The sequence below is a fragment of the Pseudolabrys sp. genome (assembly GCF_050250095.1).
Classification (GTDB): Bacteria; Pseudomonadota; Alphaproteobacteria; order Rhizobiales; family Xanthobacteraceae; genus Pseudolabrys.
Genome location: NZ_JBFWPH010000003.1, coordinates 670,430 through 696,542, shown reverse-complemented (window position 1 = coordinate 696,542; position 26,113 = coordinate 670,430). Strand labels below are relative to the sequence as shown.

The window sequence follows — 26,113 nt, the reverse complement described above, 5'->3', positions numbered from 1 at the left end:
AGTTTTCGCCTTTATGGAACCATAGATCCGGTCGGCGTGCCGCCTGGGTTTGTGGTGCCACTGTTCTTGAAGACCACTCAGAGCAACAGTCTTTACGTTCAAAAGATCGGTGAGGACGATCGGATCAAGGGGTTCGAACTCATCGACATCGGCGAAGCGCTCGTTTCGCCGCACGATTTCGAAGTCATCCGTGGTCCGGGCGATCTGGCGCTTTGGGCATTTCAGATGGAGAACGGGACCTGCGCCATTGAGGAGCGCGAAGCGCTGCGCTCCCACCTTATGCCACTCGAGCGACGCTTCCTGCCTCTTGTCCGGCTCCAGATCGCGACGCTTTTCGGCACGCCGGACGTCGCTACGCACATCAAATCCGCCAACGAAACCATAGCAAAATGCGGGTCGAGATCGGTCGATCTTTGGCGCGATCTAGTTATCCTTCTGCCGCGCATCCGCCAAGCCGCTTACGATAACCTCAGGCGCCCAGATGCTCGCTTGCGATCAAGCATTGATGCGATTGACCTCATCACTCGCGACGGCATCGCGCAGATCGGTGTTCCAGTTAATCTAGTTGAAAATGCAGGCGGCGATCGCGAATTCGCCGCCTGGCTCTCGCCCCTCAAGCCAATTTTCGCTGCCCTCGGCGTCGCGCGCTTGACAATCCAGCAACGCAGCGCTGTTACACCCATCCCGCGGGGACCAGCGGCCATCCCGCCGAGCGGGCTCGCGATCATCCATTGCTTGCGCAACGCAGGATCGGGACCAGCAAGCAAACTACGCGACGTTCGCCACCTCTTCCATGCCGACTTGGTGGCCGCCGGTAGAATTATTAGCCCCACAAGCGTGGCAAACCCGCGCGAAATCGTCTTCCTACTTATTGAAGATGATCCTGAACTTATCAGCGCTGCGATTGCTATCGCGGAGTCCTCGGCAGGCCGCAGTTCGATGACCGGCGCACTAATCGTCCCACGGATCGACGAGATGGGCACTGTGAAATACCAGCGTTCGATCATCGGGACACAGCGATTTTCGAAATTGGCGAGCCATTGTCACTGGATCGCCTTCGCGGGCGCGGTCTCCGAGTTTGAGGATGAGGATTTGGAACTGCTTGGCTCTAATCCGCATGTCAAACGACATACCACCGAGGTCAGCCGCTGGACACCGCACGCGTTACGCGCTTGCATCAATGTGGGCGAGGCAGGCCTTGCAGCGCTCCGCGCTCTCACCGTGGCCACTTCTAGCTTTAGAAGTACATCGATCACCACCATGGCATCGCGCGGAAAGAATGCCGGGGCGATAGCCGCACATGACGCGCTCAGCGCCAGCAAGCGGACCAAACATCCTGCGGTCAGCGCTCAGTTGATCGTTCTAGTGGCGTTTCACAATCGACCGCTCAGCGGCGAGACCTGCAACGAGATCGAACATGCGGCGCTAGCGTGCAGTCCAGAAGCAAAAATCGTGGTCGTCGAAGAGCATCGCAAGGAGATGTTGAAGCGCGTTCGGGTCGTCGCTTTCACTGCCGGCAATCAGCCTGTCGCTCGAGAAGCCTACACACCACCTGTCCAACTCATGCCTCTTGTGCGCGCAGGATGGAGAGTCGGTCCGTCGGCTCATTATTCGCCGTCGCCGATTCACACGATCCGATATGCCGGCCATTCCTACGCGTTGCGATTCGAGCCCGAACTCGTGGTGACGCTCGACAATGTCGACGACATCGTGAACTCCACACAGATGCACAACGGCGAGGTTGCACTGCTTGCGAAGGCGATCGGCGACGACCACGCTGTTGAACGGCTACTTTCCTCGGGCATCTTCTGCGCAAAAATCAGCACTCCCCAGTCCTTCGATCGCTTCGGCAGTGCGCCTGGTGCGGCAATGCGGTCCGCGCATGCGAGTTTAAACAGACCACAGATTTGCGAAAGGCTCGGCCAACTCGCCCGCCACTACGCGCTAGCCGGTCTCTGGGGACTCGCATATGATTGGCAACGCAATGGCCAAGGCATCCACACTCAGTGGGCAACCGGTATCTATCATCGCGAGCCTGACCTCGAACTGTTCGAGTTGCATCGAGTGAACCAGGACGGCACCTGCTTTTTCCGGGGTATCATTCGACTGGATCCGACCGGCCCGGCCGTCCCACGGCTGCGCTATACATTCGGCATGGCGCTCGACAACAAGGGCGTGCGCCTTACTCGGATGAAGCCGATCGACGGTGAATATGACGTGCGCGCGGAGAATCGCCGCCTCCTCGATGAGCGTTACGACCGTACATATGGCCGCCACCGTCGCAGAAGTGGCGCACAGCGAAATGCTGCTGGCGATGACGCGAACGCACAACTGGGACTGCCAGGTCTTTCCGATCGGGAACCGCAATGATTTTGACTGCCCGATCGGTTCGGACATTTCGTTTCCATCTGGACCGGCGCGCTATCCCCCACCTTGCTGAGAGTTCTAAGCAGCAAGGCGTTCCGTTTCTTCGATTTCTACATCAACCTTACCCGCCGCCCTGCAGAGGAAGCGGGCAAGCGCCGCCTTCCGGGAATCGCGATCGAGCGCATAGGCAGTCTGCTTAAACTCGACGCCGTCGAGTAATCCGTTAATGTAGCCGGAGATCGTATCGGCCGCCATGATGAGCGCGGTGTCGAGGGTGTGAATATATTTGCTCGTAACCGAGCCCTTGGAATGCCCGAGCAAGGCCGCAATTGTGACCTCGGTGAACCCGAGGTCGTTACCGATACTCGCAAAACTGTGTCGCAGGACGTGCGGCGTAATATCGGCAAGCGGCGTGTCCTCGAAAATCTTCTCCCAGTGATTGGGAAAGCTGCCGAACGCGTTGTCGTCCCCTTGGCCGGAGAAGACATAGGTACCGACGGCGCCGACCCTGCGATTTTCCAAGTATTCGACAACAGGCAAGCCGATCGGTCGAGTCGAAGCGCCTTCCTTACTGTCGATCAGTCGCAGGCAACTCGCGTCTGTATCTGCCTCTGTCCACCGCAACGTGATCATCTCGGTGCGGCGGCACCCGGTCAGAGCGATCTGCCGGATGATGTCGACCGTCATTTGATATTTCTCGTTCTTCGCGGCGTTGCTGAGAATATCTCCGAGCGTGCGATACTCTGCCTCGGTCAGTCGGCGATTGCGAATGTTGTCCTTCGGCTTTCGGATTCCATGGGCCGGATTGATTTCGATGATGCCGGCTTCGACAGCATAGGTGAGGATTCCACCGAGCAGGCCGACAGTGCGCGTTGCCGTTCCCGCGCCGCCTCGCACAATGGCCTTCCCACGCAGTTTCTTTGTCTTGACGGAAACGCGAGTCTTACCGGCCATGATGTCCTTCAAGACCTTGTTGACGTCGGCCTTGACGAGATCCTTGACCCTCCGCGTACCGATGAGCGGAATAATGTGGCGATGGATGCGGCCTGTATCGGTGACGATCGTCGTCGGTTTCTTCGGGCGACCACCTTTTCCAAGTATGAGACCCGCGTTCAGATCATTCAGGTACAGATCGCACAGTTCTTTGACCGTGATCGCCTTATGATCGAGTTGGCGTTCCTCGGCAGGATTGTCTCCCTGGGCCACCCTGCCCAACTGGATCTTCGCTTCTTTTCTTGCGAGTTCTGGCGTCCAGACACCATGCAATCCGATCGTGTAACGGCGCGAGCGGCCAGCGGATCGATACTGAATGACGTAGCTGCACTTGCCGGAGGCGAATACGCGAAGGCCGAATCCGGGCAGGTCATCGTCCCAGATGACGTAATCTTTCTCGCGAAATTCGGCGGCGTCGACCGCTCTCTTGTTGAGCTTAGCCACGGCACTTCTCCGGCTTGATGCCCTTCGCTCGCGTAAGCACCACGTAAGCAGTTGGAGCGAAATCAGGGCGTAGCCCAGGATACGTCAAACCGCCCCACGTTTCAATTTCATCAACGATTTCAGTAATATAGCGCACCATGGCGTAACCCATCGATTTTCGTCGTAGGGCAGCCTAAATTGCTCCGAAGGCAGAGGTCAGGGGTTCGAATCCCTTCGGGCGCGCCAACAATCCCAAGAGCTTAGCGGCCTTTTGCTCAGCCCCTTCCGGTGACTGTCACAGCTGTGTCACACCGGAGCAAGGCGCGTGGCGACAATCAGAAGGCGGGGACAGCGCTGGCAGGTTCAGGTCCGGCGCAAAGGCAGCCCTCCCCTCAGCAAGAGCTTTCATCAGCGCAGGGATGCCGAAGCCTGGGCGCGCATGATGGAGGTCCAAGCCGACAGGCGCGATCTGCCGCCTGATCTCAAGGTTCTCGACGGCCTGACATTGGGATCGCTGGTGGAGCGCTATCGCGACGAAATCACTATCCACCATCGCGGAAGCCACACCGAGAAAATCGTACTCAACGCCTTCCTGCGCGACCAGAAGGCTCTTTGTGCAAGACCTGTCGGCTCACTGACAGCAAAAGACTTCGCTGCCTATCGCGACGAGCGCTTGAAGACGGTCAGCCAGGCAACCGTGCGGCGGCAGTTTGTCCCGCTCAAGCACCTGTTCAAGGTTGCGCGCCGCGATTGGGGGCTACCGATCGACAGTCCCCTCCAACAGATCGCAATACAGGACAACTCAGCAAGGCGAGAACGCCGATTACGCAAGGGGGAGCTTGATCGCCTGCTCAGAGCCGCCGAGTCCCGTCACAGCAGCATTGTCGGCCGGATCATCATCTTTGCCATCGAGACCGGGATGCGACGAGGCGAAATCCTCGCGATGCGCTGGCGGGATATCGATTTTGCGGAGCCTTCGCTGCTCATCCCTAGCAGCAAAAATGGCCATTCGAGAGTGATTCCGCTCACGCCAAGAGCCTTGATAGTCCTGACGCCGCACAGCGGCTCTCTGGTGTTCCCACTGTCAGCCAATGCCTTTCGACTGTCATGGGAGCGCGTGAAAGAGCGGGCCAAGATTCCCGATTTGCATTTCCACGACCTTCGCCACGAGGCGATCAGCCGATTCTTCGAACGAGGTCTAACGGTGCCAGAAGTCAGCCTGATTAGCGGCCATCGTGATCCGCGAATGCTGTTTCGCTATGCCCATGCGATGCGGGATACGGTTCGGCACAAGTTAAGCCAATACGACGAAGCCCGTAGATCAACCACTTGTAAAAGCTAGGTATAGTCCCTTTTCAGAGGACGTCCCACCGATCCTCGTATGGCTCAACAGACTTCAGCAGCATAAACGCATTTGCTGTCCATTTCGGTGGTTTGTGTACGTATTTGGCTAGCTCGCGATTTCTAGCGATAAAATACCGAACGGGCTTTTGGCCGTCTTCCTTGCCTAGCAGAACATATATCGTGACCTGGTCGCGAAGATCGCCCTCAAAGCTGGCAACGTTTACGTACCACGGCGGCACACGAACGGTTTTGACTTGAACCTTACGAAGCACCTTATCCTCGGATCGGCCCACCAACAGATCGTACCCTTTGGTATTTCGATCAGCCAGTTGCGCATCGTAGCCGCGCCTTAACAATTCGCCCATCACGAAATATTCGCCCGAATTCCCTGTAGGAATGCCAGATTTGCGTTTTTTCCTGACCGGAACAGAAGTGCTTTTCTTCATTTATCGAACCGCTATTTATCTCCGGTCATACACTCGAAGAATTTCTGCTGATCAAGCAGACGACTACGCTGACTCCGAAGAAATTCAAATGGCGGGAATTCGACCTCTGCATCATACAACCTGTTCTTCATCTCACATCGAAATTGTCTCTCAGGCGGGACCACCGACGCGTAATCGCTCAATCGGAAAAAACGACGAAGTGCCTTCTCGTTTTCAGCGAGACATTCCATTTTTTTGCTCTGAGTCTCCCAACTCACGGCACATTTATACATCGCATAAGCCTTCATATAACTTAAGCCTTTCAAGCCCTCTATCGCCATTTGCTTGGTTGCCTCGTCACTGGGCTTCATCTGCGAAATCATCCAGTCATATTGCGCTCTAATCATTTGTTCGATTTCGTTGCGAACGCGCAGCTTACGAGCCATCGGCGCCTCTTGAGCAACCGCTGCGTAGGAAGCAAGGATGAAAGCTGCGGCCATGACGGCACGCAACGTTATATTGGCGCTAATTGTTGCTGCGCGCATAACACCCTCTCGATCTAACCCATGAACGATGTGGATACGCCGCCTAGCGAGACTAAGACAGACGGGTGTCTCGCAATGTCAGCAGCTTAATTGCCTCAACAACAGAAAGACGCCCCTCGGAAATGAAGGAAAATAGACACAATAGCCCGGTGATATAAAGGAAGGCGACCTACCAATTAATACGCAGACCTATTGCGACAAAACGCTCCTATCATCGGCCAATGAGCGCACGAATTGTAATTTTCGTGACCAAACTTACCATTGGGAGGCCTGAGTAGAAACTCGTTCACTCGTCGTCTTGGTCGCTTTCATCCACTTCGTCCTCTTTCGTTTCTATGCCCATAAACTCGAACAAACCGCCAGCGGTGCTGGCCGTTCCGGGAGCTTTCCGTTCCTCCGGTGTTGGACTCGGTAGATCGGTGGCAATGAAGCAGGGACTGGCTACGACCTTATCGACAATCTTCTCCAGCTTTGGTTCATCCGCCAACGTCGCTTCAAGAACCCACAAGAGCTCCAGAAGCTCGTCGCTCATCCGAGCCGTCCAGCGTTCGGGACGTATGTCGTCCAGTGACGAGGATTTCTTGCCGGCCCGCTTTTCCATCCGATAGCCAAGCCATGACTGCACGACCTTGAGGCCCGATACCTCAAACTCCCAGACGTCTGGCACAACGGGGCCGAACCGCCCGTCACCCACGGCAATCTCGAACGTGGAGGGGTCATAGGCAAAGGCTTCGGGATATTTCTTTGGATCATCGGAGACGCCTTTGATAGCCTTCGCTGAACCGTGTGGAACCTCGTCACCACGTCCCTCGCCCCGGAAACGTTCGGCATAGGTGTGCAGCCAGATCAACCTGCGGCCCAACTTTGCAGCTTCCGCGAATATCGAGCCATCTTTGGTCAACGGGACGCGAGGGCCGGGAGTTTCGAGTTCGTTCCAAAAGCGGCGAGTGTAGGACTGGCCTCCGAGAATGGCATAGACATAGGCCGCTAGGTCCTCAGCCTTAGGCGCAGTTCCGTATTCTTTGCTCAGCGTATCCAACAGGCCTCCGGTCACATTCGGATCGGTCCCGGCGGCGTCCCGGTAAAGAGGAATCACATCTTTGCCGCCAAAGGAGCCCCGGAAATGATGTAGGTCGGGCAAATCACTGCACGCAATCAAAGCCGCGCCGAACCCAAGCGGCGTAGTTAGCAAGGTCGTAATGAAAATCTGCGCCCCTAATGTCTCCTGCAGTTCGCCTCGGAGGTAATCTCCAAAGCGCGGATCAATAATTCCGAATTGACGATCGAATGAGCGAAACGCATAGCGACTGATCGGCGGGAGGAGGCTCGACGGCGTTAATTCGTAGATGGAAGGTAGAGATTTATTACTTGGTCGCCAAGTGACCTTCCTATCGCGACTTTCTCTGAAAAGAGTTTTTCGGTCTTCGAGCTTCGCAGTTATAAGCTTGGAATATCGCTGCGAGAGGACAGCCTGTGTTTCTCCAATCGGCCAAGACCTCTTGAATTGCGCCCCTGAGTGAGTCCACGGGAATATATCCTCGATCTTGGGCCAAGCTGCATAATCGCCTTGTCCAATTGGCAGGAACGGTTTGTGCCAATCGTCGGGGCAATCTCGCCACATCAGATCGTCCAAATCTGCGATAGTTTCGAGTTGGGTCAGTTTATTCTCGCGGGCAATCCCCTCGATCTTCACATATCGCACCTCAGCAGGCTTGTCGGGTGACGGTGTCGCCGCGCGAACCCCGATGGCAATGGCTACTGGCGTCTGAATATTGAACACGTTGGGCGTTTTGCGGGTGCCGAGATTGTCGCCCCCAAGGTCAATGATCCAGAGATTATCGAAAGTGCGCCGCATCACCTCGCGAACACCTACAAACCCCGGTCCTGCCAGATAGCTTGACGCCGTGATGAAAGTTACAACGCCGCCGCATTTCTGCTGCTCAAACAGCCGCCACAATGCCCAACGCCAAAAATAGACATAGTCATTATAAAGATTCTTGAGATGGACACCCGCGCCAGCTTTCGTCGCCGGCTCAGTGAAGTCCTTAAAGATCGCGCGGGCACCTTGTTGTTCTTGCTTCGCGCCACCCTTAACTTGATCCCCGAACCGGACCCAACCGCCTTTGCGTTGCGTGGCTGTATCCCCTTCTTCTATTGTCTGCCGATCATAGGGAGGATTACCAAGGCAAACGAGAATATCGCCGCCCTGCTTTACCTTGCGCGCGGCCTCGTGTTCCTGCGTCAACGCCTTGTGAGTCAGGTCGAGGCCACCCGGCGGAGCCTTGTTCGGGCTTTCCAGGGTGTCGGCTAAGAAGATGTTGAGTCGATGAGCGAGCCTTTCCTCTGAGTCTCCCGCTGCCTTCACCTCGTTCACCGCGCCTTCCAGCGTTTGAGTCAGCCGTAAATGCGCAACAGCATAAGGCCCCACCAAAATCTCGAAGGCATACATGTTGCTAGCCATCTGGTGGGCGCGGGCGGCCACCGCGCCTGCACCGGACTTTGCGCTGACCTTTTCCAGACCATGTTTGACCGCCGCCACGAGATAGGTGCCGGTGCCCGCTGCGGGGTCAAGAAACACCACGCCATCGTCGGCAAATCCAAGCTTCTTGCCGAATCGCTTTTCCAGAAGCTCGCTAGCAAGGCGGACCTGTAATTCCACAACCTCTCGTGGAGTGTAATAAACCCCGTAGTCCTTGCGCAGCTTGGGGTCATAGGCCGCAAGGAAATCCTCATAGAAATATAACCAGAGATCAGGCTTCGATTTCAGGAAGTCGTCAGGGTTTAGAGCTTCGAGCGAACGTTGCAGCATCTCGAAGCCTACCGCCAATTCGTCACGCGCCGCGTTCTGGCCGAGGAGTTCCAATGCCCGGGCCAGCAGGCCATTGTTCTTGTCGAGCGTCTTGGCCGCTTCGATTGGTTCCAGCTTGGTCGCACCCGAGAGGCGTGCGAGCAGCATCGCGTAAGTTACCGTCTGAGCATAGGCGTCTGCGAACTTGGCATTGTCGGCATCAGGAAAGAAAAATTGCCGCCATTCATTGGCAAGTAGTTCAACGGCAGAGCCGGACTGTCCGAGCGCGTTTTCAACCTCCGACCGCAGGAAGCGACTCAGAGGCGCAAGATATTTAGCAAGGCCGGGAGGATTGTGCGGAACGATTGGCTGCCAACCAAGAAAATCGCGAAACAACCGCTCCAGAAACTCAGAATTTTCTTTGGCGACCGCAGCCTTGCCTTTCTCAGTCGGATCGTCGTGCAGGCGCACGATGGGCTGGCCGCTCGAGCGCTCACCACTACGATAAAGGGCCCATTCCCGCCCATCCGTATAGATGAGGTTCGGCAGACCCTTGAGTTTTTCCCACTGCTTCTTGTTGTGTTCGCCTTTGAGCTTCGGAGCATCCGCCCCAAGGCCGGGAGCTTTTAATTCGATGTAGCCACAGATTAGTCCGCCTACATAGATCGCGATGTCCGGGCGAACCTTCTGTTCCGGCAAATGTGTTTCGGTGCGCGTTTCGACGGTTAGACCATACGAGACACCGGCAGCCTTTATGAGACCGGCAACAGCTGGCTTTAATTGATCTTCGGGCGAAGCCGCGCCGGGAAGTGAAAACTTCGTCTTCAGGCCATCCGCAAAATTTTCAAGATCAGTAAGGTTCATCCCCACCCCATACCTAATCGTTTCTGACCTTTAATTTTCTCGATGCGCTTTACGCCAGATGCAGCATCGAATCCTAATATCTCCTACAGTTCCAGAAGCTTCATCACGCTCAACCGGACGCCGACCGCTTTCGAGGTGCGCAATAACGACTAATATGGTGCGGAGCACATCGACATTCAAAACACACCGCACCCCTGATATCGCCTTCCTGTGGCTGATGCCCGCGCAGCTTTTCGCTCGTAGCCCGCGATATACAAGGCAATCACAGCACGTATTCGTTAAGGTCGGGTCAGGCGTTAAGAAAGAAACGCAGAATCTGTCACGCAGAACAAACCTTAAACTTGATTCCCTAAGCGCGCGCCTTATAATTCGCTCAAGTTCTGGAGCCTCGTAGGCTCCGCCTCTCAGTGGGAGAGAAGGACTCATGGCCCTTCCATATTGGGCCCGGTGCCACAGCGCCTTGTGTCACTGACTGAAACGCTTGTGGCGGCCTCGCGAGGGTCAGGATCGGACCCCAGGCGATGGACGGCGGAAACGGAACCCGCCCTGAATCTAAACTCACCCGCATTGCGTCTTGTGCAATTGAATGCAGCTGTCGAGCGGACAGCCATAGCAGAACTGTGATCCCCATTTCCCGTTAGAACTGTTCATCCGAGCAGTTCAGGTCGGCTTCCCAAAAGGAGGCCGGCCTTTTTATTTTTTCAAAGGAGTCACGTCATGAGCGCGTATGAATTCCTCAAACATCTCGACCCCACAGCAGATGTTTTTTGTTTTCAGACTTTCCCTGAGACATCAGGAGCAACGGGCCGGCCATTTCTGCAACACAGGCAATTTCAGGACATTGAAGAAGCGCTCAGAAAGCTAAATGGCGACGGTCACGGCATCTCCGTCTGCATCAACGAGACGGATGGCCAAGGCCGAAAAGCGGAAAATATTACACGGATCAGGGCAGTCTGGCACGACAACGATCGCGATCCCGACATCAAGTTTCCTCTTGCGCCATCCGTAACCGTCGCAACGTCTCCTGGACGCTGCCACCACTACTGGTTTGTCGATTGCGACTGGCCTGCTGATGATAAGGGCCGCCGCGAGTTCAATGCGGTGATGACGGCTCTGGTGGAGCACTTTGGTGCAGACAAACAAGCCACCGACATTTCACACGTCATGCGACTGCCGGGCTTCAACCACATCAAAGAGGAGCCGCATCCAGTCATAATCCGCGATATGAGCGGCGTTAGATACACCCGCGCAGAGATCCTCAAGCATTTCGCGTTGTGGCCAGAGCATCCGGCTTATCCAGCATACAAAACCGATGAGGACACCGGACAGGTTATCGAGATTCCGGCTACCGCACCTGTCGAAGCCCCTTCACTGGCTCCCGAACCGCAAGACGATGAAGCCGGGGATGCTGATACTCCCGACATCGAGCGTATTCGCGATGCAGTTGGATACATATCGGCAGAGGGTCGCGATATCTGGCTGAAGGTTGGGATGGGGCTTCACCATGCCACGTCAGGCAGTGAAGACGGCTACGTCATCTGGGATGAATGGTCACAGAACACGAAGGCAAAAAACTACGATCCAAAGGAGCAGAAAAGAGCCTGGGATAGTTTTCGAGACAGCCATCCCGAACCAACGACCATCGCCACGCTGTTCCACCTGGCAAGGAAGTTTGGTTGGCGCGATCCCGTCATCATCCGGCCGCTGGCCGATATTCCCCAAGCTGTTCTCGATGTTCCACGACGGAAGGGCGATCTCGTAGCGAAGACCATGATCGCGGTTCGGAAGGACTTTGAAACAAAGGAGCATAAACCTTCGGACCGTCACTATGAGGCGCTACAACACATCGCGATTGCAATCCAAGGTATGGCCGAAGGTCATCCCTCGCTTGCCAACAACATCCACCTGTCTTGCCTTCCACCCGGGATCGGCAAAACAACAACCGCCATTCACGCCATTCGCAATGTCATTGAACTTAAGGAGTATGCCGAAACCGGCATCATCGTGTTTCTTGCCCGCGTGGAGGAAATTAGAAAACTTGTCGATGCCATGAGCCTCTCGAACGATGACTTCGCCGTGATCGTTTCAGAGAACTATGAGGAAAGAAATCTCGGCAACCCAGAGAAGACAAAAGCGCGTGTTCTGTTCACGACACAACAAATGTTGCAGTCCCGATTAAGGTACCACAGGTCATTTGCAGAAATTTCTGACTTTCATTGGAACGGCAGACCGCGAGAGGTCCGTATCTGGGATGAGGCGATTTCGCCAGCACTGCCGACAACCATCAACCAGTATCAGATTGCCGGTCTCATCCCCAGAGCGGCACAAGAAGGTGGTTCGAAATTTGCTGGCTTATTGGAGCAAACTGCCGAATCGCTGCGACACGCCACGGATCGATCGATCATTGACATTCCGGGGATCGCCGACAGCGAAATATCTCTTGGGGCTGCACAGTCATGGTACGACGGCGCATCAGACAAAAACTACTGCGACACGCTATTTAAGCTGTCCGGTCATAAGGTTCGCGTTCGAAAGGATATCGGCAATGCCGCTACACATTATGAAGCACTACTGCCAGACGATATTGGCCCGATGCTGGTGCTCGATGCGTCGGGGCAGTTTCGCACGCTATATGAATTTTGGAGTCGGTCACGAGGCGGCTTAGTTGCACTGCCAGGTTCACAAAAATCTTACAGGAACCTGACTATCCATCATTGGGATCATGCGACTGGATATCAGGCAAGACGAGAAGACGGAGACGAACTGGTCAGCGGCATCGTCAAGATGGTCAATGCAATTTCAGCCGAACAGGCTGTTTTGGTCATCTATCCCAACCGAAAATCAAAAGCGGAACCAGACTGGGAGCCGGACATTCAAGCGAGACTGGGGCGTGAAAACGTCTATTTCTGCAATTGGGGACGTCATCTAGCCACGAACGACTATCGTCATTGCCGGCACGTCATCCTGATTGGAGCGCATCGATACGCGACCAGTCAGTGCGAAGCCTTGGCGCGAGGCGCGAAGGCACTCGAAGCCATTGACGACCTGAGCGAGAACGATGTTCGCGATACCCGGATCAGCGAAATGGCTCACAACATCTTTCAGGCAGCCTGCCGAGGCAGGATACGCCTGTCTGTTGGCGACGACTGTCCGCCCGGCTGCCACCTCTATGTGATTGGCTCCAGCCACATACAAGCCGGCGTTTCCGATGAGTTGCTTTCGCAAATCTTTCCCGGCACAGCTATAGAGAAGTGGCTTCCGGAGATCAGGCTAAAGGGTCGAGCGAAAGAGCTTTATGAATTATTGGCGGGATGTGAGCCGAAGCAGCCGATAACGAAATGGAGCATCTGTGAAAAGCTCGGGTTCAATCATCTACAGCAATTAAACGCCTTGCTGGAGCGAGATGACCTTCGCGCAATCTTCAAGGCTAACGGGGTAGAAATTGAATTAGGCCGAAAAGCCATCACAATCCATCGCCCGCACGAAGTGATGTTCGACAAGCAGAAGCTGGATAGTCTCGATCTTCCATTCTGATGCGACAAGATCAGGAAAACTGAACAGAGGCTCATAAGAGCTATTATGGAATCTTGTTCACTTTAGCTGTCGAAAACACCATTCAGCGGCGGATGTATTCGCATGCAGGCCTTTCCACTGAGTTTTCCGGCCTATCGGGCGCACCTTCATTGAATCTAAGATTCTGAGAAACAAGGACTTCTGGAAAATATCCTGAAACTCAGGAGGCCTGAACGATCGCCGGATACTTCGGGGGAGGGTTCGGGGACCCTTCGGACCACCCTTGAGCCACCCCTGTTGCGTGAACTTGCCGGCAGAGACAGCGCTCAGGAGTTTTCAGCTGCTAACGAGAATCCATCGGAATTTTGTGCGGAAACTTTTTGCCATGGGTCCCCTTTTGGCGAGTGACACCCCCCGCCCCCCTGCTACCCCCCACCCAGCCCCCTCAACGTCTCGCACGTTCATTTGAAATCTCAGGTGCGGGGACAATCGACCTGTCACACTGGTGTCACAACGAGCGGACGATTCAGACTCGATCACGCAAGAGAAATTCTGTTCGCTCAATCGGCGTGATGTGGTAAGCCACTCAAACGGAAGGGGTTTCTGTTCAAGAGACAGAAGCGCCCGTAGCTCAGCTGGATAGAGCGCTGCCCTCCGAAGGCAGAGGTCAGGGGTTCGAATCCCTTCGGGCGCGCCATTCCTCGGCTGCCGGCGGCATGCGTGCTGAACGGTGATCGCCCGATGCGCCGCCTGTATCTTGCACTCGGTCTTGCCTGCGTCGCGACCGGTTTCGTCGGCGCCTTCCTGCCGGTGCTGCCGACGACGCCGTTTCTCATCCTCGCCGCCGCCTGCTTCGCGCGTTCGTCGCCACGGCTGGAACGTTGGCTGCTGGACCATCCGAGATTCGGGCCGGCGCTGCGTGCCTGGCGCGAACACGGCGCAATCCCCCGCTCCGCGAAACGGATGGCGCTCATCGGCACCAGTCTTGGCTTTGCCGTGTTCTGGATCGGAACCGGACCCGGTCCGGCGGTGACGGCGGGCGTCGCCGCGCTGATGCTGACCGGACTCGTTTATGTGTTCAGCAGGCCGTCGCTATGACCGCCGACGTGCGGGCGCACCGCCAAGCAAAAACCCGCCGGCGGCTGCCGGCGGGTTTTGCTCGCGAGACGTGTCGTCTCAGATCGCTTCCTTGAGATCCTTGGCCGCGCGGAACGCAACTTTCTTGCTGGCCTTGATCTTGATCGCTTCGCCGGTCGCAGGATTGCGGCCCATGCGGGCGGCGCGCTTGCGAACCTGAAGGATGCCGAGGCCGACGATCTTGACCCGCTCGCCCTTCTTCAGGTGCTTGGTGATCAGGCTCACCAAATCGTGGAGCATCTCCTGCCCCTGCTTCTTGCTGAGCTCATGATCCTCGGCCAATTGGTTGCCAAGGTCCCGGATCGTAACGGGCCGGCTCTTCGCTGGCTTGCTTGCCATCGGTCGCGTACTCCAAAAGCGCCCCATGCGCTGCCCTGAGCACTATGAGATTCGCAGGCCAATGGCAGCGGTTAAATCGCTTTCGGGGGACGTTTCCCACGTCAAGTTTGCGACAACGAAACGCGCGCCTTTTTCAAGGCGCGCGCCACAATTCAAAAGCCGGCAGCCGGGTCAGAGTGCCGGCGAAACGCCCGGCGCCTGCTGTTCGGCCCGGAGCTCGAGCGGCGGCGCCGCAACACCGGCGCCATTGGCGGCACCGTTGACGGCGGCCATGTAACCCCTCCCCGTGACGCCGGCAGCCTCATCGCCGGTCGGCGCGGCGACCGGCTGGTCGAGCCGGCGCGCGATGCCTTCGAAAACCGCGTCCTGCTCGATCGCCAGCGACTTGTTGTAAATCTCGCCTTCGACCACCGCGGTCCGCTGCAGCTTGACCGCGTTGCCGTGGATGCTGCCGTTGAACGAGCCCTGGATCACCGTTTCCGGCGCGACGATCTTGCCTTCGACACGCGCGCCTTCGCAGATCGTCAGCTGCGCGGCGTGGATGTCGCCGTTGACGCGGCCGTGAATTTGCAGCGGGCCGGCGCAGACGATGTTGCCGATGACATGCATGCCGCTGGCGAGCGTCGAGACGTTGGTCTGCGCTGCCGCGACGGCCGGGCGCGCAGCCGGCGCCGGCTGCAACCGCGCCGGTTCGGCGGGCAGCTTGACGTCCTTGTCGTTCTTCGAAGCCGTAAAGTAGCTCACGCGATCCTCCTGTCCCCGCACGTTGTGCCCGTCAATCATAGGCCGCTCGCCGCGGCAATCCAGCCAAACCCGCAAACAGAGCTAACGGGCGCCGCCACAATTTGTCATGATTAACTGCGATTGCAGACGCCGGATGACGGCCGCTGCCGGCGCTGTTAACTGTGGCGAAAAGAGGCGCGCATGAACGACACCGACGTCAGAATGGCCGTGGCCCGGTTCCTGAAGAACATCAACGTGACCGCCCAGCGCGAAATCGAAAAGGCTCTCCAGCGCGCGCTGTCGGAAGGCAAGCTGCGGGGCCGCGACCCGCTCTCCGCCGCCATCACGCTGTCGAGCGACAAGGTCGGCCTCAATGTGACGATCCATAGCCGGATCGAACTTTAATCGTTGTGTCGTCCGGCTCATCGTGCATGCTGCACGCATGAAAATTCCCGGTCCCGATCACCCGATCAGCATTTCACCGACGGCCGGCCGCGTGCGCGTCACGCTCAACGGCAAGGTCGTCGCCGACACTTCCCGCGCGCTGACGCTGCAGGAGGCGAACTACCCGCCGGTGCAATACATTCCGCGCGAAGATGCCGACATGGCGCTGCTCGAGCGCACCGCGCACACGACGCATTGTCCCTACAAGGGTGAGGCCCGTTATTTCAGCATCGTCGCGGACGGCAAGACGGCGGAGAACGCGATCTGGACTTACGAGGAGCCCTATCCGGCGGTGCGCGACATCGCCGGCTATCTCGCGTTCTATCCGAACCGCGTCGACAAGATCGAAATTTTTTGAGCGTGCGACGAGTGCTTCGCCGCTCAGGCCGGCGACGGCGCAGCCTGCCGGCGGATCCGCGGCTCGGGCACGTAATAGTCGCCGATCTGAACCATCGGCCGCGGATTGCAGAAGATTGACAGCAGCCGGTCCTGCAACGCCTTCGGCGACGTCGGCTTGATCAGGAATTCGTGGGCGCCGAGCCGCATCGCCTCGACGACGTCGGAGCGCCGCGCGCGGTCAGTGAGCATGATGACCGGCAATTCCGGACGCGGGAACACCTCCGGCGAGCGCACGATACGCATCACCTCCGGCCCGTTCAGCACCGGCATGTCCCATTCGATCACCATGATGTCGGGATCGAAGATGCGGATGATCTCCAGCGCCGCGAGCCCGTCGCCGGCTTCATAAACCGACTTGGCGCCGAGATTCATCAGCATCATGCGGGTGACGCGCCGCATATAGGCGTTGTCGTCGACCACCAGGATGCTGAGACCCTGGATCATGTTTTGCACGAAATTGTTGGACATCGGGCTCAGGTCACATTGCTGCGTTACCGGCAAAGCTACCCCGGCGCCTGCTGCCATATCGCAAATCCGCCTAACGCAATTTTCTCGAAAACACGAAGGCAGGGACTGACCGATCTTTAAGGCTAACGCTTCGCTAACGCTCGGCGGCAACGCAATCGCAACCCGTCCCGCTCATAATTTCCAGGCACAGCGCGATCAGCGCCGCGCAGGGGGATGGAGTGTGTCGATGGCGGATACGGGCGCATCGAGGCCGCATGGAGATGCGGATCGCGGATTGATCGCCGTCGGCCTGATTGTCGGCGCCGGCGGACTTTATCTCGTGCTGGCCGGGATCGGAGTCGTCGCGCCGCCCGGCCCGGTGCATGCGCCGGGCTTCATTGTTGTCTGCGCGGGACTGGCCTTTCTCGGCGGCGGCGGCTCGGTCGCGATCCGCGGCCTTGCCGGGGCGACCGATCGCCAGGCCGAACTGCCGGCGGAGACGCCGCGTGCCATCGTTGCCCTATCTGCATTGTGCGGGATCGTCGCTTTCGCCCCGCTCGCCATCATCGCCACCTGGATCGCCTTGGGATCTGGCGAGCGCGCTTTCTCCGGTTCCGGCGCGATGCTGTTCGGCCCGCTGAGTGAAATGGCCGGCCGCGCCATGTTCGGCGTCGGCGCGCTCATCGCCTGGCTGGCGCTCGCCGGCTTCGTGCATGCCAGCGCGAAGAAACTGCGCGCGGGCGCGCCGCGCACCGCGCTGGGCGCCCGCAAGTTCAAAAGCTAGTGCAGCCGCGGTGCCTTGAGGAATTTGACGCGGTCGGATGAATTCACCCGCACGTCGAAAGTGACGCCGTCGCGATAGAGCGTCAGCGGCACTTCAACACCGGCCGAGCCGAGCGACCAGATCGCGTGATAGAGCGCCGTCAGCGTCGACACCTTTTTGCCGCCGACCGCGACGACGACGTCGCCGGTCTTGATCTCGGCGCGCGCCGCCGGCCCCTTGCCGGCCAGCCCGACCACGACGACGCGATCCTCGATTTCCGTCGAGTAGATGCCGAGCCACGGCCGCACCGGCTTGTCGACGCGGCCGAACTTCACCAGATCGTCGCGGATCGGTTTCAGCAGATCGATCGGCACGATCATGTTGAGATGCTCGTTCTTGCCGGAACGTTCGCGCTCGAGCTGCAGCGAGCCGAGGCCAATCAGCTCGCCGGCCGACGAGATCACGCCGGTGCCACCCCAATTCGGATGCGACGGGAACGTGAAGATCGCGTCGTCGAGCGAATATTCCCAGTAGCCGGAAAATTCCTGCCGTGCCGCGATGCGGGCCGCGACCGAGCGGGAGCGTCCGCCCGCGCCGGCCACCACCACGCGATCGCCGACATCGGCCGCCGCCGATGAACCGATCGGCAGCGGCGGCACGTCGACGCGCGCCAGCGCCTGCACCAGACCGAAACCGGTTTCCTGATCGATCGCCAGCGCATGACCCGGAACCACGCGGCCGTCATGCAGATGCACCCAGATCGTCTCGGCTTCGGTGATGAGATAGCCGATGGTCAGTATCAGGCCGTCGTCGATCAGCACGCCATTGCCGGCGCGCTCGGTGCCGAGCGTCTCCGCGGTAAAGCCGTCCGAGGGAATATGCGCGTGCAGCGCGACCATCGCGGTCAGCGCCCGCTCGAGGTCGTAGCCGTAGTCCCCCGCGCGCGGTTGGACGTCAGACGGCACTTTCCATTCCGACAACTCAGCCATGCGTGGCGCTCCGCAACCGGTCCGCTCATTATCACAGGCAGCGCGGCCATTTTGCAAACCGCCGATCTGTGCAGAACTTGCGCCGCAGCGCACTCCCGCCGATAGATAGGCGCCATGACGACCAAGTCCAAGACAACGCTGCCCAAGACGGCACTGTCCATCCTCGACCTCTCGCCGGTATCGGCGGGCGCCAGCGGCCCGCAGGCGCTGCGCAACACGCTCGACCTTGCACGGCTTGCCGACAGCCTCGGCTATGTCCGTTACTGGGTCGCCGAACACCACAACATGCCGGCGATCGCGAGTTCCGCGCCGGACATCATGATCGGACAGATCGCCGCGGTGACGAGCGCGATCCGCGTCGGCTCCGGCGGCGTCATGCTGCCAAACCATGCGCCGCTGATGGTGGCGGAACGCTTCAAGGTGCTGGAGGCACTTTATCCCGGCCGCATCGATCTCGGTCTCGGCCGCGCGCCGGGCACCGATCCCGCCACCTCCTACCTGCTGCGCCGCCGGCAGGGCATCAGCGAGGAGGACGACTTCATCGACCGCTTCAACGAGCTGATGCTGCTGGAGACCCGCGGCTTCCCGCCGGGTCACCCGTTTCACAAAGTCCGCGCGATGCCGGCCGACGTGCCGCTGCCGCCGATCTTCCTGCTCGGCTCGTCCGATTACAGCGCGCAACTTGCGGGCCGTATCGGCGCACCGTTTTCCTTCGCGCATCACTTCGCCACTTTCGACGCCGGCGAAGCGATGCGGCTCTATCGCGACAACTTTCAGCCGTCGTCGCGCTTCGCGGAACCCTATGCGATCCTCGGCACCGCGGTGGTCTGCGCCGACACCGACGAGGAAGCTGAAATTCTCGCCAGCGCCGCCGACCTGCATTTCGTCCGCCGCGGCAAGGGCGAATATCTGCCGCTCGCCTCGCCGGAGGAGGCCGCCGCCTACGCCTACACGCCCGAGGACCGCGCCCGCCTCGCGCAATACCGCACGCGGCTGACGGTCGGCGGCCCGGACAAAGTCAAAGCGCGGCTCGACGCACTTTTGGCGGAGACGCAAGCTCAGGAACTCATGGTCACCACCATGGTCTACAGCCATGCGGCGCGGCGGCGCTCCTATGAGTTGCTGGCGCAACTCTACGCTTAGGCCCGGGGTTGCAGCGCGCGGGCGGGCGCGGCTAACCTCCCGCCACCATCGTCACAAGAAACATTCAGGGAGGCTCTCGTGGGCAAGCACGTCAATCTGACCGCCGCGGACCGTTTCAAGTTCGGCGGCTACCGCGCCGATCCCGCCGGCACGCCCAAGGGCGGCCTCGTCGTCATTCAGGAAATTTTCGGCGTCAACAGCCATATCCGCAACGTCACCGACCGGCTCGCCAAGGAAGGCTATGTCGCGGTGGCGCCGGCGCTGTTCGACCGCCAGCAGAAAGACTTCCAGTCCGGCTACACGCCCGACGAAATCGCCAACGCCCGCAAGTTCATCGCCAACCCGGACTGGGACGCGATGCTGCGCGACACCCAGGCGGCGATCGACGAGATCAAGGGCGCGGGCCCGATTGGGATCATCGGTTTCTGCATGGGCGGCAGCGTGTCGTTCCTCGCCGCCACCCGCTTGAACGGCCTGAAGGCCGCGGTCTGCTACTACGGCGGCGCCATCGTGAAATTCGCCGACGAGAAGCCGAAATGCCCGGTGCAGATGCATTTCGGCGCGCAGGACCAGGGCATCCCGCTCACCGACGTCGAGACCATCAAGCAGAAGCGGCCGGAGGCGGAAGTCTATATCTATGACGACGCCGGTCACGGCTTCCATTGCGACGAGCGCGGCGCGTTCCACAAGCCGAGCGCCGACATCGCCTGGGGCCGCACCACGGAATTTCTGAAGAAGAACTTGAAGTGAGGCAATTACCTCAACCGTTCGTCCCCGCGAAAGCGGGGACCCAGCACAAGGTAAAATGAAAGCTGGATTCCCGCTTTCGCGGGAATGAGCGGAGCTGGTTCAGAACCAGCGCTCCGGCACCTTGATGGTGTCGCCGGGGCGCAGCGGCATGTTGAGCGGCACCTTGCCGTGGAACTGCTGGCCGCTGACATTGCGCGTCAACTCGACCTGCTTCTTGCTCGCACGCGGCGCGAAGCCGCCGGCAATCGCAATCGCGGTCTCCGCCGTCATGTTCGGCACATAGGCGTACTGGCCGGGATTGGTGACCTCGCCGAGAATGAAGAACGGCCGGTAGGCTTCGACCTCGACGCTGACGTGAGGCTCGCGCACATAGCCGTGGCGCAGCTTGTCTGCGATCACTTTCGAAAGCTGCTGCGTGGTCGCGCCGCGCGCCGGCACGGTGCCGATCAGCGGCAGGCTCACATTACCGGCGGCATCGACGATGTAGCTGTTGGTGATGCCGTCCTGCCCGAACACCACGATGCGCAGGCGGTCGCCCGCGTCGAGCGTGTAAGCCGGCTGCGCCTGATAGGCCGGCGCCGAGGCATAAGCGCCGTAGGCACCCGCGCCGCCCGGCGCGACGGCGTAGCCTTGCGGATAGGACGGTTGCGGATAGACGGCCTGCGGCGCGGGGTAAACCGGCTGCGGCGGCGGTGTGTATTGGATGACGGCAGGCGACTGCATCGGCTGTGGCCGCGCAGCGTAACCCGGGGCGCCCTGCCGTCCGAACAGACCCCGGCCCGACGAAGAACGCGCTGTGCGCTGCTGCGGTGGCGCAGCCTGCGCATAAGCCTGCTGCGCTGGCGCCTGTGCATACGCCTGCGGCGCGTAGACATTCGCCGCGGCAGCCTGCGGCGTCGCCTGCACCGCACCGATCTGCTGGCCGGTCGCCGGATCGATCGCGACATAGCTCGGCCCTGACCGGCGCATACAGCCGGTGACGGCCAACGCCGCAACCATCAGCAGAACAAGCCTCATCACAGGCATCGCGTGAACCCGCTTCCGCGCGCGAGACGACAGACTGCGACTTAACGCGATTTATGGTTAACAAAACCTCACCAGCCGCCGCCGGCGCGGGATTTTCATAAGAAAAACGGGCGCCTGGCCGGGCGCCCGCCTTTCACAACCGAAATACGGACCGGGCGGACCGCCGCCTCAGCCGGGCACCGCGACCTTGGTTCCGATCGGACACGAGACGCCCGTGCCGCCGAGCCCGCAATAGCCAAACGGGTTCTTGGCGAGATACTGCTGATGATAGTCCTCGGCAAAATAGAATTCTGGTGCGTCGACGATTTCGGTCGTCACCGCGCCGTAGCCCCTCTTCTTCAGTTCAGCCTCGAACATCGCCTTCGATGTCTCGGCCGCTTTCTTCTGCTCGGCCGTGAACGTGTAGATGCCGGAGCGATACTGCGTGCCCACGTCGTTGCCCTGGCGCATGCCCTGCGTCGGATCGTGGTTCTCCCAGAACGTTTTCAGCAGTTGCTCGTAAGAGATCTTCTTCGGATCGAACACGACCAGCACGACTTCGTTGTGCCCGGTCCGGCCGGAGCAGACTTCCTCGTAAATCGGATTGGGCGTGTAGCCGCCGGCGTAACCGACCGCGGTGATATAGACGCTGTCGCCGAGTTCCCAGAACTTGCGCTCGGCGCCCCAGAAGCACCCGAGGCCGAACATCGCGGTCTCGCTGCCATCCGGGTACGGGCCTTTCAGCGGATGGCCGTTGATGAAATGAGTCTCGGCGGTGCGGATCGCGTGGGCACGGCCCGGCAGCGCCTCGGACGCCTTCGGCATCGCAACCGACTTCTTGAACATGAACATCGCTGTTCTCCTGCAATCGCTGCGGCAAATATAAGCGGTGCCCGCCCTTTTCGCATCGGGCGGTGCGATCACATCGCGGGCAACGGGCGATTTCAGGCGATCACGAGGCCGCGAGCGGCCCGCGGGTCAGCGCGCGTAGCCGATCAGCGGCTTCCTCTTGCGGCCAAGCACGATCAGCACGATGCCGAGCACCGCGAGCACGGCCCAGCTCGGCCACGACAGGAACGTCGTGACGACCGGATCCCACAGATAGGGCACGGTGTTCTGCTCGATCAGAGGCCGCAAGCTTGCGAGGCTCCCCGCGCTCAGGGTGTCCCATAGCGCGCGAACGCTGGTCAGGACGACAGCGTTCGACGCAATCGATTTCGTGCCGTCATAGATGACGAGGATGAAGGCCGCCGCGAGGCTGAAAAGGCCGAGCATCCGCAGGAAAAACCGGATCATGGCGTCGTTTTTCGGGTTGGTATCGGCGCCGGGCGCCAATTCATTTGTGCACCGATTAACCCGTGTTGGCCTCCCGTTCAACTCGGGCACAAAACTCCCTTGCCGTGCAATCGCTTGAGCGGGCGGCGGTCGATCCGCTAGGGTCCGATATTGCCCCCGGGGGTTCCCGGCCAGTCAGGAGTTCTGCGTAAAAATGTCCGCCGACACCCCCAAAAAGTCCGCCAAAAAAGGCACCCGTCCGACCTTTACCGATCAGGAAGCCCTGCAGTTCCACAGCGGCGGCCGTCCCGGCAAGCTCGAAGTCGTCGCCACCAAGCCGATGGCGACACAGCGCGACCTGTCGCTCGCCTATTCGCCGGGCGTCGCCGTGCCGGTGCTCGCCATCGCCGAAGACGAAGGCCGCGCCTACGACTACACGACCAAGGGCAATTTCGTCGCCGTCATCACCAACGGCACCGCCATTCTCGGCCTCGGCAACCGCGGCGCGCTCGCCGCGAAGCCGGTGATGGAAGGCAAGGCGGTCCTGTTCAAGCGCTTTGCCGACATCGACTCGATCGACCTCGAAGTGTCGACCGAGGACCCGGACGAATTCATCAACTGCGTGAAGTATCTCGGCAAGGGCTGGGGCGGCATCAACCTCGAGGACATCAAGGCGCCGGAGTGCTTCATCATCGAGCAGAAGCTGCGTGAGTTGCTCGACATCCCGGTGTTCCACGACGACCAGCATGGCACCGCGATCATCGCGACCGCCGGCCTCCTCAATGCGCTCGACCTGACCGGGCGCAAGATGGAAAACACCAAGATCGTCTGCAACGGCGCCGGCGCCGCAGGCATCGCCTGCCTTGAGCTGCTGCGCTCGATCGGCTTCCGCCCGGAGAACCTGATCCTCTGCGACACCAAGGGCGTCATCTACAAGGGCCGCACCGATGGCATGAACCAGTGGAAGTCGGCCTATGCGGTCGACACCAAGGCGCGCACGCTGGCCGACGCACTGAAGGGCGCCGACGTGTTCTACGGTCTCTCCGCCAAGGGCGCGGTGACCAAGGACATGGTGAAGTCGATGGCGGCGAAGCCGATCATCTTCGCGATGGCCAATCCCGACCCCGAAATCACCGCGGAGGAAGTCGCCGAGGTGCGCGACGACGCCATCATGGCGACCGGGCGCTCGGACTATCCAAACCAGATCAACAACGTGCTCGGCTTCCCGTTCCTGTTCCGCGGCGCGCTCGACGTGCGCGCCAGCGCGATCAACATGGAAATGAAGATCGCCGCAGCGCGGGCGCTCGCCGCGCTCGCCCGCGAGGATGTCCCCGATGAGGTCGTCGCCGTCTACGGCACGCGGCTGAAATTCGGTCCCGACTACATCATCCCGGTGCCGTTCGATCCGCGGCTCATTCACGCCGTGCCGCCGGCGGTGGCCAAAGCGGCGATGGACACCGGCGTCGCGCGCAAGCCGATCGTCGACATGGAGGCTTATGGCCAGCAGCTTCGTTCGCGGCGCGATCCGATCGCGAGCACGCTGGTCACCGTCTACAACCGGCTGCGCCGCCAGCCGCGCCGCGTCGTCTTCGCCGAGGGCGAGGAGGAACAGGTGATCCGCGCCGCTGCGAGCTTCGTGAGCCAGGGGCTCGGCACCGCCGTCCTGGTCGGCCGCGAGGACCGCGTGAAGAACGCCGCCGGCGAGGCCGGCATTGAGCTCGGCGACGGCATCGAGATCATCAATGCGCGGCTGTCGACCCGCAACACGTCGTACATCAACCACCTGTACGAGCGGCTGCAGCGCCACGGCTATCTGCTGCGCGATTGCCAGCGGCTGGTGAACCAGGACCGCAATTCGTTCGCGGCCTGCATGGTTGCGCTCGGCGATGCCGACGCGATGGTGACCGGCACCACCCGCAACTTCTCGGTCGCCCTCGAAGACGTGCGCCGCGTCATCGACCCCAAGCCCGGCCATCGCGTGATCGGCGTGTCGCTGGTCGTTGCGCGCGGACGCACCGTGCTGGTTGCCGACACCGCCGTCACCGAAATGCCGGACGCGCAGGAACTCGCCGAGATCGCCATCGAGGCGGCCGGTGTCGCGCGACGGCTCGGCTACGAGCCGCGGCTTGCGATGCTCGCCTTCTCGACCTTCGGCCACCCGCCGGGCGAGCGTTCCTCGCGCGTCATCGAAGCGGTCAAGATCCTCGACGGCAAGCGGGTCGATTTCGAATATGACGGCGAGATGGCGGCCGATGTCGCTCTCAATCCCGATCTCGCCGCCGCCTATCCGTTCTGCCGCCTGTCCGGCCCCGCCAATGTGCTGGTGATGCCGGCGTTCCACTCAGCGTCGATCTCGACAAAGATGCTGCAGGAACTCGGCGGCGCGACCGTGATCGGCCCGATCCTGGTCGGCCTTGACCGTCCGGTGCAAATCGTGCCGCTTGGCGCCAAGGACAACCAGATTGTCAATATGGCGGCACTCGCGGCCTTCAACGTCAGCGGCTAGGCCGGCCCATCCGCAGGAGATTTCGATGGCATCCACTCTGAAGGGCGTCATTGCCGCCGTGGCGACGCCGATCGCCGAGGACGGCGGGCCCGATACCGGCCGCGCGGTCAAGCTCGGCCGCTTCCTGCTCGACAATGGTTGCGATGGGCTCAATGTGCTCGGCACCACCGGCGAGGCGACCTCGTTCTCGCTCGACGAGCGCAAGAGCGTGATGACTGCCTACAAGACCGCCGGCCTGCCGCTGAACCGGTTGATGGTCGGAACCGGCGCCGCGTCGGTGGCCGACGCCGTCGCGCTGACGAAGCACGCCGCGGCGCTCGGCTTTGCCGGCGCGCTGGTGCTGCCGCCGTTCTATTACAAAGGTGTGCCGGACGACGGGCTGGTGGCTTATATCGACACGATCGTCCAGGCGACGGTCAGCCAGCCGGTCCCGCTTTATCTCTATCACTTCCCGGCCCTGTCCGGCCTGCCGTGGCATATCGAGCTGGTGAAGCGGCTGCGCGACAAATACGGCACGCGGATCGCCGGCCTGAAGGATTCCTCCGGCGACATGGTCTATGCCCGCGCGGCGGCCGGGGTCGCTGCGGATTTCGACGTCTTCCCCTCGACGGAGGGCTGCCTGATGGAAGCCCGCGAGGGCATTTTCGCCGGCTGCATCTCCGCCACCGCCAACGTGAATGCCGATCTGTGCGCAGATGCCTGGCGGGCCGGCAACAAGGCCTCCCACGACGCCGCCGTCGCCATTCGCAAGCTGTTCGACGGCAAGGCGCTGGTCAGCGGCGTGAAGTCGCTGCTGTCATATATCCATAATGACCCGGCGCTTGCCCGCGTCCGCCCGCCGCTGACGGATTTTGCCGAGGCCGACCGCGCGTCGGTCGTCGCCGGATATGACGCCGTCCGGCGTCAAATGGTGGCTTAACCGGCTTAAAAA

General features: G+C 60.1%; 22 protein-coding genes and 1 tRNA gene. 12 read left to right on the top strand and 11 right to left on the bottom strand.

Going from position 1 to position 26,113, the window contains the following annotated elements; all coding sequences use genetic code 11:
• Nucleotides 1–66 precede the first annotated feature (66 nt).
• Complete coding sequence (locus AB7F10_RS12805) at nucleotides 67–2,370, top strand: hypothetical protein (RefSeq protein WP_428561507.1); 2,304 nt, start codon at nucleotides 67–69, stop codon at nucleotides 2,368–2,370.
• Nucleotides 2,371–2,445: 75 nt separating this feature from the next.
• Here the strand turns inward: AB7F10_RS12805 and AB7F10_RS12800 are convergent, their stop codons facing one another.
• Nucleotides 2,446–3,804, bottom strand: a complete 1,359-nt coding sequence (locus AB7F10_RS12800; RefSeq protein WP_428561505.1) for a tyrosine-type recombinase/integrase — start codon at nucleotides 3,802–3,804, stop codon at nucleotides 2,446–2,448.
• 304 nt (nucleotides 3,805–4,108) lie between these two features.
• Between AB7F10_RS12800 and AB7F10_RS12795 the strand changes: the two genes are divergently transcribed.
• Complete coding sequence (locus tag AB7F10_RS12795; RefSeq protein WP_428561502.1) at nucleotides 4,109–5,125, top strand: tyrosine-type recombinase/integrase; 1,017 nt, start codon at nucleotides 4,109–4,111, stop codon at nucleotides 5,123–5,125.
• A gap of 13 nt (nucleotides 5,126–5,138) precedes the next feature.
• Here AB7F10_RS12795 and AB7F10_RS12790 read toward each other — a convergent pair whose 3' ends face one another.
• The 3 genes from AB7F10_RS12790 to AB7F10_RS12780 all read right to left on the bottom strand — a co-directional run bounded on the left by AB7F10_RS12790 (nucleotide 5,139) and on the right by AB7F10_RS12780 (nucleotide 9,749).
• Complete coding sequence (locus AB7F10_RS12790) at nucleotides 5,139–5,573, bottom strand: hypothetical protein (RefSeq protein WP_428561500.1); 435 nt, start codon at nucleotides 5,571–5,573, stop codon at nucleotides 5,139–5,141.
• 11 nt (nucleotides 5,574–5,584) lie between these two features.
• Nucleotides 5,585–6,097 (bottom strand): hypothetical protein, encoded by a 513-nt coding sequence (locus AB7F10_RS12785; RefSeq protein ID WP_428561497.1) that lies wholly within the window; start codon nucleotides 6,095–6,097, stop codon nucleotides 5,585–5,587.
• A 286-nt stretch (nucleotides 6,098–6,383) separates the two neighbouring features.
• Nucleotides 6,384–9,749, bottom strand: a complete 3,366-nt coding sequence (locus AB7F10_RS12780; protein WP_428561495.1) for a type ISP restriction/modification enzyme — start codon at nucleotides 9,747–9,749, stop codon at nucleotides 6,384–6,386.
• Nucleotides 9,750–10,466: 717 nt separating this feature from the next.
• Between AB7F10_RS12780 and AB7F10_RS12775 the strand changes: the two genes are divergently transcribed.
• From AB7F10_RS12775 to AB7F10_RS12765, 3 genes are all read left to right on the top strand, one after another.
• Complete coding sequence (locus AB7F10_RS12775; protein ID WP_428561493.1) at nucleotides 10,467–13,283, top strand: PriCT-2 domain-containing protein; 2,817 nt, start codon at nucleotides 10,467–10,469, stop codon at nucleotides 13,281–13,283.
• 599 nt (nucleotides 13,284–13,882) lie between these two features.
• Nucleotides 13,883–13,959, top strand: a tRNA-Arg gene (locus tag AB7F10_RS12770).
• Between the two features lie 44 nt (nucleotides 13,960–14,003).
• Nucleotides 14,004–14,360 (top strand): YbaN family protein, encoded by a 357-nt coding sequence (locus AB7F10_RS12765; RefSeq protein WP_428561490.1) that lies wholly within the window; start codon nucleotides 14,004–14,006, stop codon nucleotides 14,358–14,360.
• Between the two features lie 78 nt (nucleotides 14,361–14,438).
• Here AB7F10_RS12765 and AB7F10_RS12760 read toward each other — a convergent pair whose 3' ends face one another.
• Together AB7F10_RS12760 and AB7F10_RS12755 are read right to left on the bottom strand one after the other, a co-directional pair.
• On the bottom strand, nucleotides 14,439–14,738 hold the full coding sequence (locus tag AB7F10_RS12760; protein WP_428561487.1) for an HU family DNA-binding protein: 300 nt from the start codon (nucleotides 14,736–14,738) through the stop codon (nucleotides 14,439–14,441).
• Nucleotides 14,739–14,909: 171 nt separating this feature from the next.
• The gene (locus tag AB7F10_RS12755; protein WP_428561485.1) at nucleotides 14,910–15,482 is read right to left on the bottom strand and encodes a bactofilin family protein; all 573 of its coding nucleotides are present in this window, start codon (nucleotides 15,480–15,482) and stop codon (nucleotides 14,910–14,912) included.
• Nucleotides 15,483–15,662: 180 nt separating this feature from the next.
• On the opposite strand from AB7F10_RS12755, the gene AB7F10_RS12750 reads away from it, so the two are divergent.
• Together AB7F10_RS12750 and AB7F10_RS12745 are read left to right on the top strand one after the other, a co-directional pair.
• Nucleotides 15,663–15,866 (top strand): DUF6494 family protein, encoded by a 204-nt coding sequence (locus tag AB7F10_RS12750; RefSeq protein ID WP_428561483.1) that lies wholly within the window; start codon nucleotides 15,663–15,665, stop codon nucleotides 15,864–15,866.
• A gap of 37 nt (nucleotides 15,867–15,903) precedes the next feature.
• Nucleotides 15,904–16,263: a DUF427 domain-containing protein gene (locus tag AB7F10_RS12745; protein WP_428561480.1), complete on the top strand. Its 360-nt coding sequence runs from the start codon at nucleotides 15,904–15,906 to the stop codon at nucleotides 16,261–16,263.
• Between the two features lie 23 nt (nucleotides 16,264–16,286).
• Here the strand turns inward: AB7F10_RS12745 and AB7F10_RS12740 are convergent, their stop codons facing one another.
• On the bottom strand, nucleotides 16,287–16,772 hold the full coding sequence (locus tag AB7F10_RS12740) for a response regulator (RefSeq protein WP_428561478.1): 486 nt from the start codon (nucleotides 16,770–16,772) through the stop codon (nucleotides 16,287–16,289).
• Between the two features lie 274 nt (nucleotides 16,773–17,046).
• Between AB7F10_RS12740 and AB7F10_RS12735 the strand changes: the two genes are divergently transcribed.
• Nucleotides 17,047–17,535: a hypothetical protein gene (locus AB7F10_RS12735; protein ID WP_428561476.1), complete on the top strand. Its 489-nt coding sequence runs from the start codon at nucleotides 17,047–17,049 to the stop codon at nucleotides 17,533–17,535.
• Here AB7F10_RS12735 and AB7F10_RS12730 read toward each other — a convergent pair.
• Complete coding sequence (locus AB7F10_RS12730) at nucleotides 17,532–18,503, bottom strand: S1C family serine protease (RefSeq protein WP_428561474.1); 972 nt, start codon at nucleotides 18,501–18,503, stop codon at nucleotides 17,532–17,534. The two genes, AB7F10_RS12735 and AB7F10_RS12730, sit on opposite strands and share 4 nt — an antisense overlap.
• 114 nt (nucleotides 18,504–18,617) lie before the next feature.
• On the opposite strand from AB7F10_RS12730, the gene AB7F10_RS12725 reads away from it, so the two are divergent.
• Together AB7F10_RS12725 and AB7F10_RS12720 are read left to right on the top strand one after the other, a co-directional pair.
• Nucleotides 18,618–19,646, top strand: a complete 1,029-nt coding sequence (locus AB7F10_RS12725) for an LLM class flavin-dependent oxidoreductase (RefSeq protein WP_428561472.1) — start codon at nucleotides 18,618–18,620, stop codon at nucleotides 19,644–19,646.
• A gap of 78 nt (nucleotides 19,647–19,724) precedes the next feature.
• The gene (locus tag AB7F10_RS12720) at nucleotides 19,725–20,396 is read left to right on the top strand and encodes a dienelactone hydrolase family protein (RefSeq protein WP_428561469.1); all 672 of its coding nucleotides are present in this window, start codon (nucleotides 19,725–19,727) and stop codon (nucleotides 20,394–20,396) included.
• Between the two features lie 99 nt (nucleotides 20,397–20,495).
• Here the strand turns inward: AB7F10_RS12720 and AB7F10_RS12715 are convergent, their stop codons facing one another.
• The 3 genes from AB7F10_RS12715 to AB7F10_RS12705 all read right to left on the bottom strand — a co-directional run bounded on the left by AB7F10_RS12715 (nucleotide 20,496) and on the right by AB7F10_RS12705 (nucleotide 22,697).
• The gene (locus tag AB7F10_RS12715; RefSeq protein WP_428561467.1) at nucleotides 20,496–21,413 is read right to left on the bottom strand and encodes a polysaccharide biosynthesis/export family protein; all 918 of its coding nucleotides are present in this window, start codon (nucleotides 21,411–21,413) and stop codon (nucleotides 20,496–20,498) included.
• A 177-nt stretch (nucleotides 21,414–21,590) separates the two neighbouring features.
• A complete protein-coding gene (msrA, locus tag AB7F10_RS12710) occupies nucleotides 21,591–22,253 on the bottom strand; it encodes a peptide-methionine (S)-S-oxide reductase MsrA (RefSeq protein ID WP_428561464.1) in 663 nt (220 codons plus the stop codon).
• A 126-nt stretch (nucleotides 22,254–22,379) separates the two neighbouring features.
• Entirely contained in the window at nucleotides 22,380–22,697 is a 318-nt protein-coding gene (locus tag AB7F10_RS12705; RefSeq protein WP_428561462.1) for a hypothetical protein, read from the bottom strand.
• Nucleotides 22,698–22,890: 193 nt separating this feature from the next.
• Here AB7F10_RS12705 and AB7F10_RS12700 point away from each other — a divergent pair, with 193 nt between their 5' ends.
• Both AB7F10_RS12700 and AB7F10_RS12695 read left to right on the top strand, forming a co-directional pair.
• Nucleotides 22,891–25,182, top strand: a complete 2,292-nt coding sequence (locus AB7F10_RS12700; RefSeq protein WP_428561460.1) for an NADP-dependent malic enzyme — start codon at nucleotides 22,891–22,893, stop codon at nucleotides 25,180–25,182.
• Nucleotides 25,183–25,207: 25 nt separating this feature from the next.
• Nucleotides 25,208–26,101 (top strand): dihydrodipicolinate synthase family protein, encoded by an 894-nt coding sequence (locus AB7F10_RS12695; protein WP_428561457.1) that lies wholly within the window; start codon nucleotides 25,208–25,210, stop codon nucleotides 26,099–26,101.
• Nucleotides 26,102–26,113 lie beyond the last annotated feature (12 nt).